We start from the raw sequence: 17721 nt of genomic DNA on the forward strand, positions 1-17721 counted from the left end.
TGTGAAAGGGGAAATCCCCCTGCCCCGACCTGCGCCGATCTGATAGGTTGCGCCAAACGTGACGTCAGAGGCGAGCCATTTCCGTGCTGAGCATTCTCATTCCGGCCAACAATGAGGCCGCCCATATCGGCCCTTGTTTGGAGGCGGTTTTGGCCTCTGACGGGCCGGAGGTGGCACAGATTGTGGTGGCGGCCAATGGCTGTGATGACGACACGGCGCAGATTGCCGAAGGCTTCCGCACGCAAGCAGAGGACAAAGGCTGGACCCTCACAGTTCTGGACCTGCCCGCTTTGGGCAAAATGGGCGCGCTCAACGCCGCCGACGCATCCGCCAGCTTTGGCAACCGGGCTTATCTGGATGCTGATGTTCTGGTTGACCCCGCCCTAATGGGACAGATCGCCGAGGCGCTGAACACGGATGCCCCCCGATATGCCAGCGGCAATTTGCGGCTCTCACACGCCAAAACATGGGCCACGCGGGCCTATGCGCGCACTTACAGCAAAGTGCCTTTCATCACCCACGGTGTTCCCGGCGCAGGATTGTTTGCGGTGAACGCTGCCGGTCGCGCGCGTTGGCAGGAGTTTCCCGGTATCATTTCGGATGACACTTTTGTGCGCCTGAACTTTTCGCCAGAAGAGCGCATCGGCACCGCAGCGGGCTATGACTGGCCGCTGGTCGAGGGTTTCGCCGCTTTGGTAAAAGTGCGGCGGCGTCAGAACGCCGGAGTAGACGAAATAAAGGCACGGTTTCCGGAGCTGCTCAAAAACGACGATAAATTCACGCTCAGTTTAGGCAGAAAACTAACCATGATGGTGCGCGACCCGTTGGGATTCGCAGTTTATGCGGCGGTCTCGATTGTGGTGAAGCGTGTGCCGCAAAACTCTGGTTCTTGGGAACGCGGCAGATGAGCCGCCTCAGGAACCTCACGCAGGGCAACTCACTTGCCGCCCGCGCCATTCGCAGTGGCGGCTGGACCATCTTGGGCTATGGCGGGTCACAAGCGCTGCGACTGGCCTCCAACCTTATCCTCACACGGCTGCTCTTCCCGGAGGCTTTTGGCCTGATGAGCCTTGTGTGGGTTTTCCTGCAGGGGCTGTCCAACCTGTCGGATATGGGCGTGACCCAGTCGATACTGCAAAGCAAACGCGGCGAAGATCGCGCCTTCCTTGACACCGCCTGGTCGATCCAGGTGTTGCGCGGGGTCTTCCTACTGATCCTGACATGGGCTTTGGCTGTACCAGCGGCGGCGTTTTATGACGCACCGGAGCTGGCGGAGATCCTGCCGGTGGTCGGCCTGACCCTGTTGATCATGGGGCTGTTCCCCACCAAAAAGGACAGCGCCAACCGGCACCTTGCGCTGGGCCGGATTACAATGATCGACCTGTCTGCGCAGGTGATTGGATTGGTGGTCGGTGTGGCCATTGCCTGGACCACCGGCTCGGTTTGGGCCTTGGTCGCGAATGCGGTGACCACCACGGTCATGCAGTTGATTTTCTATTATATTTTCCTTCCTGGCGCGATCAACACGCCGCGCTGGGACAAGCCCGCCGCCGGAGAATTGATTCACTTTGGCAAGTGGATTTTCCTCTCCACCGCCGCCGGCTTCCTGCTGTCCCAAGGCGACAAAATTGTGCTGGGCAAGCACCTCAGCCTTGGCGCGCTTGGGGTTTATAACATCGGTTACTTCCTGGCGTCCTTCCCGCTGCTGCTGGGCGGGATGTTGATGCGACGGATCATGATCCCGATTTACCGCGAGAAGCCCCCAAGCGAGAGCGCTGAAAACCGCGCTAAATTGCACAAGATACGCATGCTTTTGAGCGGTGGGTTGATGGGGATTTTGACGCTGTTTTCCCTGATCGGCGTCTGGCTGGTCGCCGCGCTCTATGACCCTCGCTATGCGCTGGCCGGTGGCGTGGTGGTGCTTCTGGCGGTGATGCAAATCCCGCAGCTAATTGCCCTGACTTACGATCAGGCCGCTTTGGCCGCGGGTGACAGCCGCGGGTTCTTTATGCTGGCCGCCACACGGGCCGTCTTGATGATGGCTGGCCTGATGATCGGGGCAAGCCAATATGGCCTCACCGGCGCGTTGCTGGGACAGGGGTTGGCGATGGTTCTGGCCTATCCGGCGGTAGTGTGGCTGGCGCGGGCGCATGACGCCTGGGACGGGCGCCATGATGCAGTGTTTTGGGCCATTGGCATTGGCATAGGTGGCCTCGCCCTTTGGCTACATCAGAGCGCGATTGTTAAGCTTTCTGCCCTCAATTTGCCCTGATTTCACCTTCCTACTGGACCGATGGGATTCTATCTTTAAGCCAAGTGTAAGAGTCCTCGCTTCAAAAGGGGGCCGATGAAGGCGTAAAAGAATAGCAGGTGGATGTGGTGACAAGCCCGACGGACAAACCGGTCGCTGAGACGGATATTGCAATTGTGGGCATGGCGGCCCACTTGCCCGGCGCGGGTGGGATTGATCAGTATTGGCACAACCTGCGCAATGGTATTCGTTCGATCCGCAAGCTTTCAGACGAAGAATTGCTGGCCAATGGCGAGAGCCGAGCCAAGATGGCGCATCGCAACTATGTGCCTGCTGCCGCGACGGTGGATGGGTTTGCCGATTTTGACGCGGAGTTTTTTGGGCTGTCCCCGAAAGAGGCCGCGATCATGGACCCGCAGCACCGCCAGTTTCTGGAGGTGAGTTGGGAGGCCTTGGAGAACGCGGGCCACATGCCGGAGAACTTTGGCGGGCCAATTGGGGTGTTTGGCGGCTGCGGCATGGGCAGCTATTTCTATTTCAACATCTGCTCCAACCGCGATCTGGTGGACAGCACCGGCATGTTCTTGTTGCGCCATACGGGCAACGACAAGGACTTCATGACCACGCGGTTGAGCCACATTCTGGATTTGAATGGGCCAAGCCTTGGGTTGCAGACCGCCTGCTCCACGTCGCTGGTGGCGGTGCATTATGCGGCGCAGTCGATCCTGAATGGCGAATGTGACATGGCGCTGGCTGGTGGTGTGACCCTCGAGCTGCCCCATGGGCGGGGTTATGTGTTTGAGGATGGTGAGATCCTGTCTCCGGACGGCGAGTGCCATGCCTTTGACCACCGCGCGCAGGGGACTGTGTTTGGCTCTGGCGCTGGGGTTGTGGTGTTGCGACGGCTGGAAGATGCGATTGCCGAGGGCGATCACATCTGGGCGGTGATCAAAGGCTCTGCGGTCAACAATGACGGCTCGGATAAGGCAGGCTATCTCGCGCCTTCTGTGGGCGGACAGGCGGCGGCGGTGGCGGATGCGCTGGCGATTGCCGATGTGCCTGCGGACACGGTGGATTACATCGAGTGCCATGGGACCGGAACCTATTTGGGTGACCCAATTGAGGTCGCGGCTTTGACCGAGGCATTCCGTGAGACCACCGAAGAGACCGGCTTCTGTCGCATTGGCTCGGTGAAAACCAACATTGGCCATTTGGACACGGCGGCTGGCGCGGCCAGCCTGATCAAGACATCTTTGGCGCTGCACCACAAAGAGATGCCGCCAAGCCTTGGATTTGAGAAGCCCAATCCGGCAATTGATTTTGAGAGCAGCCCGTTTGCGGTGAACGCCAGTTTGCGCGGTTGGGAGAGCCACAAGGGGCCGCGTCGTGCCGGCGTGAACAGCCTGGGCGTGGGCGGCACCAACGCGCATGTGGTTGTGGAAGAAGCGGCGGTGCGGGCGGAGAGCCAAGAGAGCGACTGGCCGTTTCAACTGATTGCGGTGTCTGGCCGCTCGACCAAGGCGCTGGATGCCAATGCGGCCAATCTTGCGGCGCATCTTCGAGCCAATCCGGAGCAGCCGCTGGCCGATGTGGCGCATACGTTGCTGAACGGGCGGCGGGCGTTTGAGAAACGGCGTGTAGTTGTGGCAGACAGCCACGAGCAGGCTGCGGAGTATTTGGAGAGCGGCAACCTTCGGCGGGTGTGTACCCACACGGCTGAGGCCGAGGCGCCGGAAGTTGTCTTCATGTTCCCCGGCGGCGGGGCGCAGTATGTCGGCATGGGCCGCGATCTGTTTGAGACCGAGCCGGTGTTTGAAGAGTGGATGGAGCGCGGTTTTGCCCATCTGGCGGGCAAAGGAGGCGAGGAGTTGCGCGCGCTTTGGCTGGCCGAAGGGGAGGCGTTGGACGACGCTGAGGAAAGGCTGAAACAACCCAGCCTGCAACTGCCGCTGATCATGATGGTGGAATACGCGCTGGCGCAGCTTTGGATGAGCTGGGGCGTGACACCTGCCGCGCTGGTGGGCCATTCCATGGGGGAAAACACCGCCGCCTGTCTGGCCGGAGTGATGTCCTTTGAGGATTGTCTCGGGTTGGTGCAGCTGCGTGGGCAGCTGTTTGACACGGTGCCTGCGGGCGGGATGTTGTCGATTCCGCTGCCACTGGCCGAAGTGGAAACGCACCTGAGCGAAGAGATTGATATTGCCTCGGTGAATGCCCCCGCGCTGACCGTGGTGTCCGGGCCGGATGCGGCACTGGATGCATTGGCGACCCAACTGGCGGATCAGGAGATTGAGACGCAGCGCGTACCAATCAACATCGCTGCACATTCGCGGATGTTGGAGCCGATTTTGGGGCGGTTCGGAGACTATCTCCGCACAATTCAGCTTCACGCGCCGAGCCTGCCGATCATTTCCAACCGCACGGGCGCCACGTTGCTCGACAGCGAAGCGACCGATCCCGACTATTGGGTGGGCCACCTGCGCAACACCGTGTTCTTTGCCGACGACATCACCACCCTCGCGCAGGAAAGCGGGCGGGTGTATCTCGAAGTGGGCCCGGGCAAGGCGCTGTCATCGCTTGTGAAAATGCATGGGCAAGTGAAGGCGAACAAGGTGCTGTCTTCGCTGCGCCACCCTGAAGATGACATTGGCGATGATGCTTATTTCCTCACCGTGTTGGGCCAGCTTTGGGCCTGTGGCGTGGACGTGGACTTTGGCCAATATTGGGGCGACGTGCCGCGCCAGAAGGTGGTGCTGCCGTCTTATGCCTTCCAACGCAGCCGCTATTTCATTGAGCCGGGTCAGGGTCAGATTGAGGCGCAAGACGAGTTGCTGATGCGGCTCGAGGACACGGCCGATTGGAGCTATGCACCGGTCTGGACGCCTCGCCTCGCCGAATGTGAGATTGATGTTGAAAGCGAGTTAAGCGACGCCGAAAAGCACAGCTGGCTGATCTTTGTCGATCAAGGCGGCACCGGCGCGGCGCTGGCCAAGCGTCTGCGCGACGCGGGCCAAGATGTGGTCACCGTGACCACCGGCGACGCCTTTGCCGAGACCGGGCCGGACAGCTACGCACTGGCCCCCGAACGCGGGCGCGACGGCTATGACGCGCTGATCCACAGTTTGATGAGCAAAGGCCGCGTGCCGGATCGCATTGTGCATATGTGGCTGCTGACCGAGGACGAAAGCCATCGTCCCGGATCGAGTTTCTTCCACCGCAATCAGGAACAAGGGCTGATGAGCCTGTTTTTCCTCGCGCAAGCGGTGAGTGATGAAAACCTACCCACACCTTTGCACATCACCGCCGTGAGTTCCGGCGCGGTGCAGGTGCGCAAAGAGGCGCTACCCTATCCGGAGAAATCCACCGTGTTAGGCGCGGTGCAGGTGATTGGCCGCGAATTGCCCGGCGTGACTTGCGCCCTGCTGGATGTGGAGCCGCCTGCGAAAAAGGCGCGCGATGGGCTAGTGGACAAACTGCTCGAAGACATCCTGGCCGCCCCTCGGGGGCAGATCGCGGCCTGGCGGGGTGAAAAACGGTTTGAGCGCGGCTATCGCAAAGTGGCGATGGATGGCACGGAGTTTCCGGTTTTCAAAGACGGCGGCACCTACCTGATCACCGGTGGCTTTGGCGGCATTGGCCTGACGCTGGCGGAGCGTATGATCAAAGACGCCAAGGCCAATGTGGTGCTTTTGGCGCGCGATGGCTTGCCTGCGCGTGACAGCTGGGCCGATTACCTGCGCGGCCATGCTCCGCATGATCGTGTGGCACAGCGCATCCGCGCGGTGGAGCGGCTGGAAAGCCTCGGTGGCAGAGTGTTGCCGCTGGCGGCGGACGTGTGTAACGTGGATGAAATGGCAGAGGCCATAGAGGCCGCGCGCGCGGCTTTTGGCACCGTCAACGGCGCGATCCACGCCGCAGGTGTGATCGATGATGGACCGCTGCTGGCAAAAACCTCGGCAGGCATCGACGATGTGCTGGCACCCAAACTGCACGGCACGCAGGTGTTGGAGCAACTGTTCCCGGATGGCAGCCTTGATTGGCTGGTGTTGTTTGCGTCGTCTTCCACAGCCACCGCACCTGCGGGGCAAATCGACTATGTCGCCGCCAACGCCTATCAGAACGCTTACGCCCAATCGCGTCAAAACGACAAAACCCGCGTGCGGGCGATCAACTGGGGTCTTTGGGCCGAGGTTGGTATGGCCGCCGAAGCGGTTGCGGCACGGCAGAGTCATGTGGCTGATGTGCCGACCGAAGCGATTGACAACCCGCTGCTGCAAGGCGCCGGATTTGACGCGCAGGGCAACCGGATTTTCGCGGCGAGCCTGTCTGCCAAAGACTGGATCTTGGAGGAACACCGCACGCTGGATGGCGACGCGGTCATGCCCGGCACCGGATACATTGCGCTCGCCTATGAAGCCTTGAAAGCGCAGGGCGAAACCGCGCCCTTCGCGATCCATGACCTGCTGTTCCTGCGCCCGATGCGCGCGAATGACAACGGCACAGAAATGCGCCTACGCTTGATCCGCTCGGATGAAGGCTATCGGATTGAGGTGCAAACAGCGGTGAGCTTTGATGGCCGCCCCGGCTGGCAAACCCACGCCGAAGCACGGCTGGCGCCGGTGCGGTCCGGTGCTCCGGCGGCGCTGGATCTGGAGGCGCTCAAGGCGAACTGTCCGGTGCAGCAAAACGGGTTTGGCGCCGCCTTGAGCGCCCCACAAGAGGCGCACATGCGCTTTGGCCCGCGTTGGAAAGTGCTGCGCGAAACTGCGCTTGGGGCGCAACAAGGCCTCGCGCGGTTGAGCCTGGATGCGCAATTTGACGGCGACGGGTTGCAACTGCACCCTGGCCTGCTGGACATCGCCACCGGCTGGGCCATGGACCTGATCCCTGGCTATGCACAGGGGCACTTGTGGGTGCCAGTGGGCTATGATCGGCTGCTGCGCCACAGGGAGTTGCCTGCCGAAGTGATGAGCCACGTAACTTTGGTGGAAGGCAGCAGCGATGCCGGCTCCGCCCGGTTTGACGTGGTGCTATCTGATGCCAATGGCGCGGTGAGCATTGAGGTCAAAGGCCTGTCGTTACGGCAAGTGGAAACCGCTGCGGGCTTTGCCAAGGCGCAACCGTTGAGCAAGGCAGAAGTCACCTTTGACGAAGACGCGCAGGCGCAAGCACCGCTGTCCGCCGCCGAAGAGCGACTGGCGCACAATCTGTCCCAAGGCATTCCGCCGGAAATGGGCGCCGATCTGTTTGAAGCCGCGCTGCGCGGGAGCCGTTCGCAGGTGGTGATCTCCTCGCTTGATTTGGCAGCCCTGATTGCACAGGCCGAGGCGGGCGCGGATGAGGACAACGGGCCAAGCCAGAGCTTTGAGCGGCCTGAGTTGGAAACCGATTATGTCGCGCCGGAAACCGATATTCAGCGCACCTTGGCAGGATTTTGGCAAGATCTGTTGGGCGTGGAGCAGGTTGGCATCCGCGACAGTTTCTTTGACCTTGGCGGGCACAGCCTGATCGCTGTGCGTCTGTTTGCCATGGTCAAAAAGGCCTGGGCAATTGAGTTCCCGATTTCGGTGCTGTTTGAGGCGCCCACCATTGAAACCTGCGCCGCGATGATTGCGGAGCGGGTCGGTGACACGGCCTTGGGGGGCGACGCAACTGGGGAGGCCCCTGTGGAGGCAGAGGCGCGGCCGCAAAGCCGCTTCACGCATTTGGTGCCGATGCATCGGGGCGAAGGCGGGCATCGCACGCCGTTCTTTCTGGTCGCGGGCATGTTTGGCAATGTGTTGAACCTGCGCCATCTGGCACATCTGATTGGCGCGGACCGGCAGTTTTATGGCCTGCAAGCGCGAGGTCTGTTTGGCGATGCGGCGCCGCATGATGATCTGGTCGAGGCGGCCACCGACTACATCACGGAGATGAAACAGGTGCAGCCAGAGGGCCCTTACCTGTTGGGTGGTTTCTCTGGGGGCGGTATCACCGCTTATGAGATTGCACGTCAATTGGAAGCGATGGGCGACGAGGTCGCGCTGGTGGCGATGCTCGACACGCCTCTGCCGGTGCGCCGCCCGTTGTCGCGACAGGACCGGATGCGCATCCAGATGCAGGAGCTGAAGTCCAAAGGCGCAGCTTATCCACTGATCTGGGCCAAAAACCGCATTGCCTGGGAAATCGAAAAACGTCGCCCGAGTGAGGAAACCGAAGGTGAGGCGCAGGGGCAGCAGTTCCATGACGCCGAGATCGAAGCGGCTTTCCTAAGGGCTGTGGCGCAGTATCCGATGCACGCTTGGGCCGGAAATCTGGTGCTGTTCCGTCCACCGTTGGTGGGCAAATGGGACATGGGTGACGGGCGTCTGGTGGACGGTGACCGCGCCTATGTATTCCACGACAACGACTGGCAACGTTGGGTGCCGGATGTGCAGGTGTTTGAGGTCCCGGGCGATCATGACAGTATGGTGTTGGAGCCCAATGTGCGGGTGCTAGCAACCCGTATGAAAAAGGTGATTGCGGCGGCGGAGAAAGACCTGCCCAAACGCGTGGCGCGGAGGGCGGCAGAATGAGTGCGCCTTCCCTTTTGACCGTGATCCTGAACTGGCGCACGCCGGAGATGACGCTGAAAGCGGCCGCGGCGGCGGCGCGGGAGATGGCGGGCATCGACGGGCAGATTGTGATTGTCGACAACGACAGCGGCGATGGCTCGCTTGAGGCCATGACGGCGGACATTGCTGAGGCGGAGTGGGCTGAAGGCCGCGTGGAGGTGGTGCAGTCGGGCCGCAATGGCGGTTTTGGCGCGGGCAACAACTTTGGCATCCGCCATGGCTTGGCGCGGCGGGATTATGACTTTGTCTACATCCTGAATTCCGACGCCTTCCCCGACGCGGGCAGCATCACGGCGTTGTTGGACCATATGGCGCAGATGCCCACTTGCGGCTTTGCGGGCAGCTATATTCATGGCGAAGATAACGAACCGCACCTGACCGCCTTTCGCTTCCATTCGATTGGCAGCGAGCTGGAAGGCGCGGCGCGGGTCGGCCTGATCAGCCGTACGTTGCACTCACATATCGTTCCCCTGCCCATCCCGGCGGAAACAACGCGAGTGGATTGGCTGGCGGGGGCGTCCATGATGATGCGGCGCGAAGTGCTGGAACAGATTGGCCTCTTTGACGAGACGTTCTTTCTCTACTTTGAAGAAACCGACCTTTGCCTGCGTGCGCAGCGCGCGGGATGGCATACGGATTATGTGCGCTCGAGCTCCGTGACCCATATCGGGTCGGTGTCTACCGGCATGAAAACCTGGCAACGCATGCCGCAATACTGGTTTGACAGCCGCCTGCACTACTTCCGTAAAAACCATGGTGGTGCGACCGCCTTTGCCGCCACGTCGGCACATGTCCTTGGCAGTTGTCTGTGGAAACTGCGCCTTGTGATTGGCGGCAAACCTAAGCGGGATCCGGATCATTTCCTACGCGATCTGATCACCCACTACATAAAATCTCTTTTCGTCCGGACGCAGCGCGAACCGTCCAAAATCCCCACTTTGACTGTTCGCAAGGAGGCCTCCTCATGAGCCTTGATAGTTTTACCAACACCGCCCCGATGTCTGCCGTGATGATTGGCAACGAAAGCCTGCTGATCCAATGCGCCACGTTGTGGCTCGACACTGGCAACACGCTGACCGCTGTGGTCACGCGCGCGCCAGAGATCCGCGACTGGGCCACCGAAGCTGGGCTGCGGGTGATATCATCCGACAGCGACATTGCGGCTGAACTGCTGGGGGAGCGGTTTGACTGGCTGTTGAGTGTCGCCAACTTGGACATGTTGTCAGACACGGTGCTGAAGCTGCCCGCCAAAGGCGCGGTGAACTTTCATGACGGGCCGTTGCCGCGCTACGCCGGTTTGAATGCGCCGGTCTGGGCGCGCATGGCGCAGGAGCCGCGCCACGGTATCACCTGGCACAAGATGGAAGTGGGCGCGGACACCGGTGAGATTGTCGCCCAGCGCATGTTTGACATTGGGCAGGCCGACACCGCCCTGACGCTGAACACCAAATGCTATGCCGCCGCCATCGAAAGTTTCCCGGATGTGATGCGCGCGTTAGGCGAAGACCTCGCCAATGTGCGGGCGCAGGACATGAGCCAGCGCAGCTATTTTGGCCGCGCCAAACGGCCCGAGGCCGCCGGTCGGATTGATTTCCGCCGTGATGCGCAGGATGTGGTGGCGCTGGTGCGCGCGCTGGATCATGGGGACTACTTCAACCCGCTGTTTGCCCCCAAGATGGTCGCCGCCGGACGGGTGTTGTTGGTGACCTCTGCCGAAGTGGCCGAAAGCGCAGGCCGGGGGGAACCGGGCGCAGTGCTGGCCGTGGGTGAGGCGAGCGTGACCGTGGCCTGTGGACGTGGCGCGGTTGTGCTGAGTGGCTTGTCCGATGTAACCGGTCAGGAAGAGACCGCCAACCATGTGATCCGCGCAGGCGAGCGCCTGCCGCTGCTGGACAAGGCCGCCAGCGAGGCGCTGACCGCCACCATGACCCCCATTGCCAAAGCCGAGCCCTTCTGGCGCGCGCGTTTGGCGGAGTTTGTTCCAGCCACGCTTCCGCTGATCCGTGGCGCAGGTGATCTGGCCGATTTGCGGCAACTGCCGCTTGAGATTTCCGAGACTCCCTCCAAGAGTATCCTGACCGCGGTCGCCATTTGGGCGCTGCGGTCAGGCCTTCCGGAGGTCTGTGATGTGGCCTATCGCGGCGCGGCGCATCCGCAAGCCGCCGGGCTGATTTCCCCATGGGTGCCGCTGCGTGTGGGCGCGGAACTGCTGCATGACACGGTGGCCGAGGCCAACACGGCGATGGCCGAGCGCGTGGCACAAGCTGATGCCAAAGGCAGCTTTGCCAGTGACCTGATCGCGCGCGACCCTGCCCTATCTGCGCCAACCATGCCCGACTTGGCAATCACAACCGGCGGTTTGGCCGGACCTATTGAGGGCGCGGCGATGACCGTGGCGATTGGCGCAACCGGCGCGGTGCTGCACTTTGATGCGGCGCGGCTGTCTCCAGAACACGCCGCCCGTTTGGCGGCGCGGTTGGAGTTGATCTGTGCGCAGATTGGCACAGCGGCCAATGTGGCGGATCTGGATGTGCTGCCAGAGGCAGAGCGCGCCGAGGTGTTGACCACCTGGAACGCCACCGAGGCGCCGTTTGACCCGGACTTCACCATGGCGGCACAGTTTGAGGCGCAGGTTGCCAAGACGCCGGATGCTCCGGCTCTGGTGTTTGAGCATGAGGTGCTGAGTTACGCAGATCTGAACGCCCGCGCCAACCGCGCCGCGCATGTATTGCGCGACATGGGTGTGACCCGTGGGGCGCTGGTAGGTCTCTGCCTGCGTCGCTCGCCCGATCTGGTGGTGGCCGCTCTGGCGATCCTGAAAGCCGGAGGGGCTTATGTGCCGATGGACCCGGCCTATCCTGCCGACCGTTTGGCACATTACATCAGCGACAGTGGCGCAGGTGTGATTGTGACCCAAGCGGCGCTCACCCGCGACTTGCCTGACCACAGCGCGCAGGTGCTGGAGATGGACACCGACGCGCGCCTGTCGACGGCCTCGGCGGACGATCCAGAGGCCATCGTATCCGGCGACGACCTCGCCTATCTGATCTACACCTCCGGCTCCACCGGCACCCCCAAAGGCGTGATGGTCGAGCACGGCAATGTCGCCAACTTCTTTGCTGGAATGGACGCGTGCATACCCTATGAGGCAGGCGACAGCTGGATGGCGGTCACCTCGCTGTCCTTTGACATTTCGGTGCTAGAACTGTTCTGGACCCTGTCGCGTGGTCTCAAGCTGGTGCTGTCAGGCGATGAAACCACCACGCAGATTTCAGGTGGACGCCTGCCGGCCACGGCGGGTGGCATGGATTTCTCGATCTATTACTGGGGCAATGACGATGGTCAGGGCTCCAAGAAATACGAGTTGTTGCTGGAAGGCGCGAAGTTTGCCGACGCCCATGGGTTCTGCGCGGTCTGGACGCCGGAGCGGCATTTCCACGCCTTTGGCGGCCCCTACCCCAACCCGTCGGTGACCGGTGCGGCCGTCGCAGCTGTGACCAAAAAGATTGGCGTGCGCGCCGGGTCCTGCGTCTCGCCGCTGCACCACACCGCGCGCATCGCGGAAGAATGGGCAGTGATCGACAATCTCACCAACGGGCGCGCTGGCCTTGCGATTGCCAGTGGCTGGCAGCCAGATGATTTCGTGCTGCGGCCCGAAAACACCCCGCCGCGCAATCGCGATGTGATGTTTGAGCAGATGGACGACCTACGGAAACTCTGGCGTGGTGAAGAGGTCGAATTTGCCAAGAAAGACGGCTCCATGCATGCCGTGCTCACGCAACCGCGTCCGGTTTCCAAAGAGCTGCCCTTGTGGGTGACCACGGCGGGCAATCCGGAGACCTGGAAAGACGCGGGGCGCAATGGCTGTAACGTGCTGACCCACCTACTGGGCCAGAGTGTGGAAGAAGTGGGCGCAAAGATCGCGCTGTATCATGATGCGCTGCGCGAGGCGGGACACAACCCGGATGACTTCACCGTCACGTTGATGCTGCACAGCTTCCTGGCCGAAGACCGGGAAAAAGCCCGCGAGATTGCCCGCGAACCAATGAAGGATTACCTGCGCGCGGCGGCTGGCTTGATCAAAAGCTACGCCTGGGCTTTCCCGGCGTTCAAGAAACCCGACGGTGTGAACAACGCCTTTGAGCTGGACCTCGGCATTCTGAGCGGGGACGAGTTGGAAGAAATCCTCGACTTTGCCTTCCTGCGGTATTTTGAGGACAGCGGGCTGTTTGGCACGGTGGAAGATGCTTTGGATCGGGTGGAGCAGGTCAAGCGTATTGGTGTGACCGAGATTGCCTGTCTGATCGATTATGGCATCGACAGCGCGACTGTTTTGGAGGGGCTGAAGCCGCTGGCCGAGGTGCTCAAGCGCGCCAATGAGGGCGGCGAGTTGGACCCAGAGGATGTGTCGATAGCGGCGCAGATGATCCGGCATGAGGTCAGCCATATGCAGTGCACCCCGTCGATGGCGCGGCTGCTGACCGACAACGAAGAGGCGCGGTTTGCGCTGTCGGGCGTGCAGCAAATGATGGTGGGCGGCGAGGCGCTCTCGGGCAGTCTGGTGGCCGATCTGAACGCGGCCAGCGGTGCCAAGGTTCAGAATATGTATGGCCCAACCGAAACCACCATCTGGTCAACCACGTCGATGGCGGATGCCAGCGAGGGCGTCGCCAACATCGGTGATCCGATTGCCAACACCCAAGTTTATGTGGTCGACGAAAGCGGCGCGCCGGTGCCGGTGGGCGTGGCTGGCGAGTTGCTGGTCGGCGGCGCAGGGGTGACCCGTGGCTATTGGCGGCGCGAAGAACTGACGGCGGAGCGGTTTGTGGCCAACCCGTTTGGTGAAGGCCGGTTATACAAGACCGGCGATCTCGTACGCTGGCGCGCGGATGGCAAACTCGACTTCCTTGGACGTGTGGATCATCAGGTGAAGCTGCGCGGCTATCGCATTGAGCTGGGTGAAATTGAAACCCGGCTGGAAGAGGTGCCCGGGGTGGCGCAAGCGGTGGTCATGGCGCGTGAAGACACGGAGGGCGACGTGCGGCTGGTGGCCTATCTGCGCGGCGATGTGCCTACAGAGGCGGACATTCGCACGAAGTTGCGGGAGCACCTGCCAAGTTTCATGCGGCCGCAGCACTATGTGACGCTGAAAGACTTCCCGCTCACGCCGAACAAAAAGGTCGACCGCAAGGCGCTGCCACGGCCCGAAGAAACCCGCAAAATCACCACGCCCAGAGTGGAGGCTGCGGCACCGACGACGCCTGCGGCAGCGGGTGGCGATATTGCCAAACTGGTCGCGGATGTGTGGGCCGAGGTGCTGGGCGTGCGCGAAGTGGTCGCCACAGACAACTTCTTTGATCTGGGCGGGCATAGCCTGCTGGCTGTACAGGCCCACCGGGAAATCCGGGCACGGTCCGGCGCGGCGAAGCTGTCAATCACCGATGTGTTCCGCTTCCCAACGCTCAACGCTTTGGCAGGCCGCGTGCAGGAGCTGACGGGCAATCCCAAACCCGCCGACGCACCGGAAGCCAAGGCCACCGAAGAGGCCGCAGAACAGGCGCAAAGCCGGTCCGAGACCATGAGCAAACGCCGTGCCATGCGTGCGCGCCGGAGGACTCGCACGTGACCCTGTCGCCAAACCAGCATCTTGTGGCCCTAAAATCTCTGGCGGAGCGCATTGCCCCGCCCCAGGTCGCGGTGGCTGTGACAGATCCCGCGCGTGGCGTGGCTGTGGTCTGGCCACAGGAAGCCCCGGCCATTGCCCGCGCTGTGCCCAAGCGGCGGCGCGAGTTTGCCGCTGGCCGTCAAGCCGCGCGGTTGGCAATGCAGTCTTTGGGGGTGCCGGAACAGGCGGTCCCCACACGTCCGGATCGCGCGCCGCAGTGGCCCAATGGTCTGACCGGTTCCATCACCCATGACGCCACCAGCTGTGTGGCCATTGTCGGAGCAGACGGCCACTTCCGCGCGCTGGGTGTCGATGTGGAACCGGATGCGCCGTTACATGACGATCTGACCGCCGAGATCTGCCTGCCGCAGGAACGCGCCTGGTTGATGGAGGTGCCTGCCACACGCCGGGCGCTGATGGCGCGGCGTCTGTTTTGCGCCAAGGAGGCCGTCTATAAGGCGCAATACCCCCTGACCCAAACGCTGTTTGGCTTTGACGCCATTCAGATCACGCTCAATGTGCGCGGCACAGGCTTCACCGCACGGTTTATGCAAACCGTCGGCGAGGTTCCGGAAGGCACCGTGCTGTCTGGTCAGTGTGGCTCCGGTGGCGGGCATGTGTTGGCGATGGTCACGTTGGGCGCGCAAGCTGGCATGGAAAACGCAGATTTTCCGGTTTGCGCCACGGGATAACCACATTCGCTTGTCATAAATTGTCTTCAAGAGCGCGAATCTGAGTCGCGCCAGAACGATTTTGAGGACGGGCATGGACAAGTTCCAATCATTTGGCGAGGTGCTGAGCATGCTGCGCAGGAGGTTCTTCCTGTGGGCAAGCATCATTGTCATCGGCGGGTTGATCTCGCTGGCCTACGTGCTGGGTCTGCCGCGCGAATATGAGACCTATGCCACCATCCAGATCGAGCAGCCCTCGATCAAAACCGGCGCAACCTCCCCCGGTGCGTTAAATGCTGACATTCTGCAAAAGCTACAAATTGTGGAACAGCGCGTAATGGCGCGGGACAATCTGCTGACCATCGTCGACAAGTTTGGCCTCTACAATGACGCGCCGCTGAGTGAGTTGCAGAAGGTGGAACTGCTGCGCCGTGCTGCGGGTGTGGTGCATATCACCAACCCGGATTTCCGCTGGCGTCAGGACATCAGCCCCTCCGCGCTGTTGGTCTCCGTGCGCATGACCGATCCGGTTTTGGCGGCCAATGTCGCCAATGAGCTGGTAAACAATGTGCTGGAACAGGAAGAGAAACGCCGCACTGAACAGGTGAGCGAAACCCTGTCCTTTTTTGACAGTGAAGAGCGCCGCATTGGCGCCGCGATCACCAATCTGGAACAACAGATCGCCGACTATAAACGGGAAAACGCGGTGTTGCTGCCCGGCGGTGTCGAAGCGCTGCGCACGCGGCTCACGGACTTGCAGCAGATCGAGTTGGAAGTGCAGCGCCAGCTTTTGGAGAACGTCGGCATATCCAGCAGCGGCAATTCCGTGCGTGCCCAGCGCCTGCGCCGCCTGCAAGAAGAAGGGGAACTCTATCTTATTGAGATCGCGGAAATCGAAACCGCGCTCAAGGATACGCCCCGCATTGAACAGCAGCATAACCGTTTGGAACGTCAGCTGACCAAGCTGGAAGAACAGTATCAGGCGATCACAGCTGGCAAAGCCGAAGCCGAGATGCAGCAGATGCTTGAGGCCAGCCAACATTCGGACAGCTTTACTGTGCTGGAAAAGGCGCTGCCGCCGGATTGGCCAATTGCGCCGTCGCGCAAACGCATACTTGCTATGGGCGGTGTGCTGTCTGTGATGGTGGCACTGAGCCTGGTGTTTGTGCTGGAGATGCGCAGCCCGGTGATTTGGACACGCGGTCAGTTGGAACGCCAGCTGCGCCTGCGGGCGGTGGCAGCCATCCCGGTTCTGGAAACCCCACGTCAGCGACGGCGGCGCAAGCTGGGACGCCTCACGAAGGTGTTTGGTCTGCTGGCAGTGTCCGGTGGATTGGCGGCAATGATCCTGAAATTGGGCAAATAGCAGCCACAATTGCGCCACATTTCACCCCATTTGCGCTGGATTTCGGCGAATCGCCGCCAAGTTTTGGTTGGGTGACGCCAAGTCAGTTTTTCGCCCTGCGAAACAATCAAAAAGCGACCTACATAACCGTTTCCATACACGAACCACAAAATGGCAGGCTTGCCACAAATTTTAACCAAGTTTGCAAAAAATATCGAAAGTCGAATGCGTCATATCCTTTATTTTCAAAGAGTTACGATAAGCTACCCGAAAGTTACGGTGGATTTCTGTAAATTTGTGACTAATGTAGGCACTGGGTGGGCGCTTCTGATGAAGGAGCATCAAAAGGACAAATTCGCAATTACCTATGCGATCAGCCCCTGCTGCCGGGGTGCTTATTCAAACTAGGTGAGATCGATACGGCACGCGGCTTTTATGCAAGCCCGCGAACAGCTGATTTATGCGTTCTGAGATGCCCTTTAACGGGTTACGGGGATGGACCGATGGCGATTTTTTCGCGTGAAGATTTTGAGCAAGGCTTTGAAGTCGCTCCGGAACACTACAGTGTTTACCGCAGCGTGTTCAAACGGGCGTTCGACATCCTGTTTGTCCTGACCATTGCTACGCCCGTCGCGCTGGTTGTGCTGCTGCTCGCCCTGTTCATCTCGATGGATGGCGCGTCACCGTTCTACCGTCAGGAACGTGTTGGCAAAAACGGCAAGCGTTTCTCCATGTTGAAGCTGCGCTCCATGGTGCCCAATGCCGACCGCAAGCTGGAGGCCTATCTGCGCGCCAATCCAGCGGCCAGGCTAGAGTGGAACGAAAAACAAAAGCTGGCGCATGATCCGCGCATCACACCGATTGGCCGCCTCATCCGCAAAACCTCGCTGGACGAGCTGCCACAGTTCCTGAACGTGCTGATGGGCGACATGTCCGTGGTTGGCCCGCGCCCGATGATGCCGGAGCAGACCGCGCTTTATCCGGGCACCGCCTACTACCGTATGCGTCCGGGCATCACCGGGTTTTGGCAGATTTCCGAGCGCAACGAATGTTCCTTTGCCGAGCGTGCCATTCACGACAGCCATTATGACCGCGCCCTGAGCCTGCGCACCGATGTCTCGGTTGTCTGGCGCACCGTGGCCGTAGTGATGGCCGGCACCGGCGTTTGAACACCACACCCTGACAGTTTGAGACAC

Annotated in this window: 8 protein-coding genes; all 8 read left to right on the forward strand. The window is 61.1% G+C overall.

What is annotated here, in order from left to right; all coding sequences use genetic code 11:
* Positions 1-83: 83 nt before the first annotated feature.
* The 8 genes from JXR15_RS01935 to JXR15_RS01970 all read left to right on the forward strand — a co-directional run bounded on the left by JXR15_RS01935 (position 84) and on the right by JXR15_RS01970 (position 17694).
* Positions 84-908 carry a glycosyltransferase family 2 protein gene (locus JXR15_RS01935; RefSeq protein ID WP_422051555.1) on the forward strand — a complete coding sequence of 275 codons (825 nt, stop codon included), beginning with the start codon at positions 84-86 and terminating at the stop codon, positions 906-908.
* A complete protein-coding gene (locus JXR15_RS01940; RefSeq protein WP_422051556.1) occupies positions 905-2272 on the forward strand; it encodes an oligosaccharide flippase family protein in 1368 nt (455 codons plus the stop codon). Before JXR15_RS01935 ends, JXR15_RS01940 begins: the two co-directional genes overlap by 4 nt.
* A 98-nt stretch (positions 2273-2370) precedes the next feature.
* Positions 2371-8805, forward strand: a complete 6435-nt coding sequence (locus tag JXR15_RS01945) for a type I polyketide synthase (protein ID WP_422051557.1) — start codon at positions 2371-2373, stop codon at positions 8803-8805.
* A complete protein-coding gene (locus JXR15_RS01950) occupies positions 8802-9812 on the forward strand; it encodes a glycosyltransferase family 2 protein (RefSeq protein WP_422051558.1) in 1011 nt (336 codons plus the stop codon). Before JXR15_RS01945 ends, JXR15_RS01950 begins: the two co-directional genes overlap by 4 nt.
* Positions 9809-14470, forward strand: coding sequence for a MupA/Atu3671 family FMN-dependent luciferase-like monooxygenase (locus tag JXR15_RS01955; RefSeq protein ID WP_422051559.1), 4662 nt, complete (start codon positions 9809-9811; stop codon positions 14468-14470). Before JXR15_RS01950 ends, JXR15_RS01955 begins: the two co-directional genes overlap by 4 nt.
* Entirely contained in the window at positions 14467-15201 is a 735-nt protein-coding gene (locus JXR15_RS01960; protein ID WP_422051560.1) for a 4'-phosphopantetheinyl transferase family protein, read from the forward strand. The genes JXR15_RS01955 and JXR15_RS01960 overlap by 4 nt, the downstream gene beginning before the upstream one ends.
* Positions 15202-15274: 73 nt before the next feature.
* A complete protein-coding gene (locus JXR15_RS01965; protein WP_422051561.1) occupies positions 15275-16546 on the forward strand; it encodes a GumC family protein in 1272 nt (423 codons plus the stop codon).
* 482 nt (positions 16547-17028) lie between these two features.
* The gene (locus JXR15_RS01970) at positions 17029-17694 is read left to right on the forward strand and encodes a sugar transferase (protein WP_422051562.1); all 666 of its coding nucleotides are present in this window, start codon (positions 17029-17031) and stop codon (positions 17692-17694) included.
* Positions 17695-17721 lie beyond the last annotated feature (27 nt).

Origin of the sequence: Shimia sp., assembly GCF_049116215.1 — a bacterium.
In the GTDB taxonomy this organism is placed as follows: Bacteria; Pseudomonadota; Alphaproteobacteria; order Rhodobacterales; family Rhodobacteraceae; genus Shimia.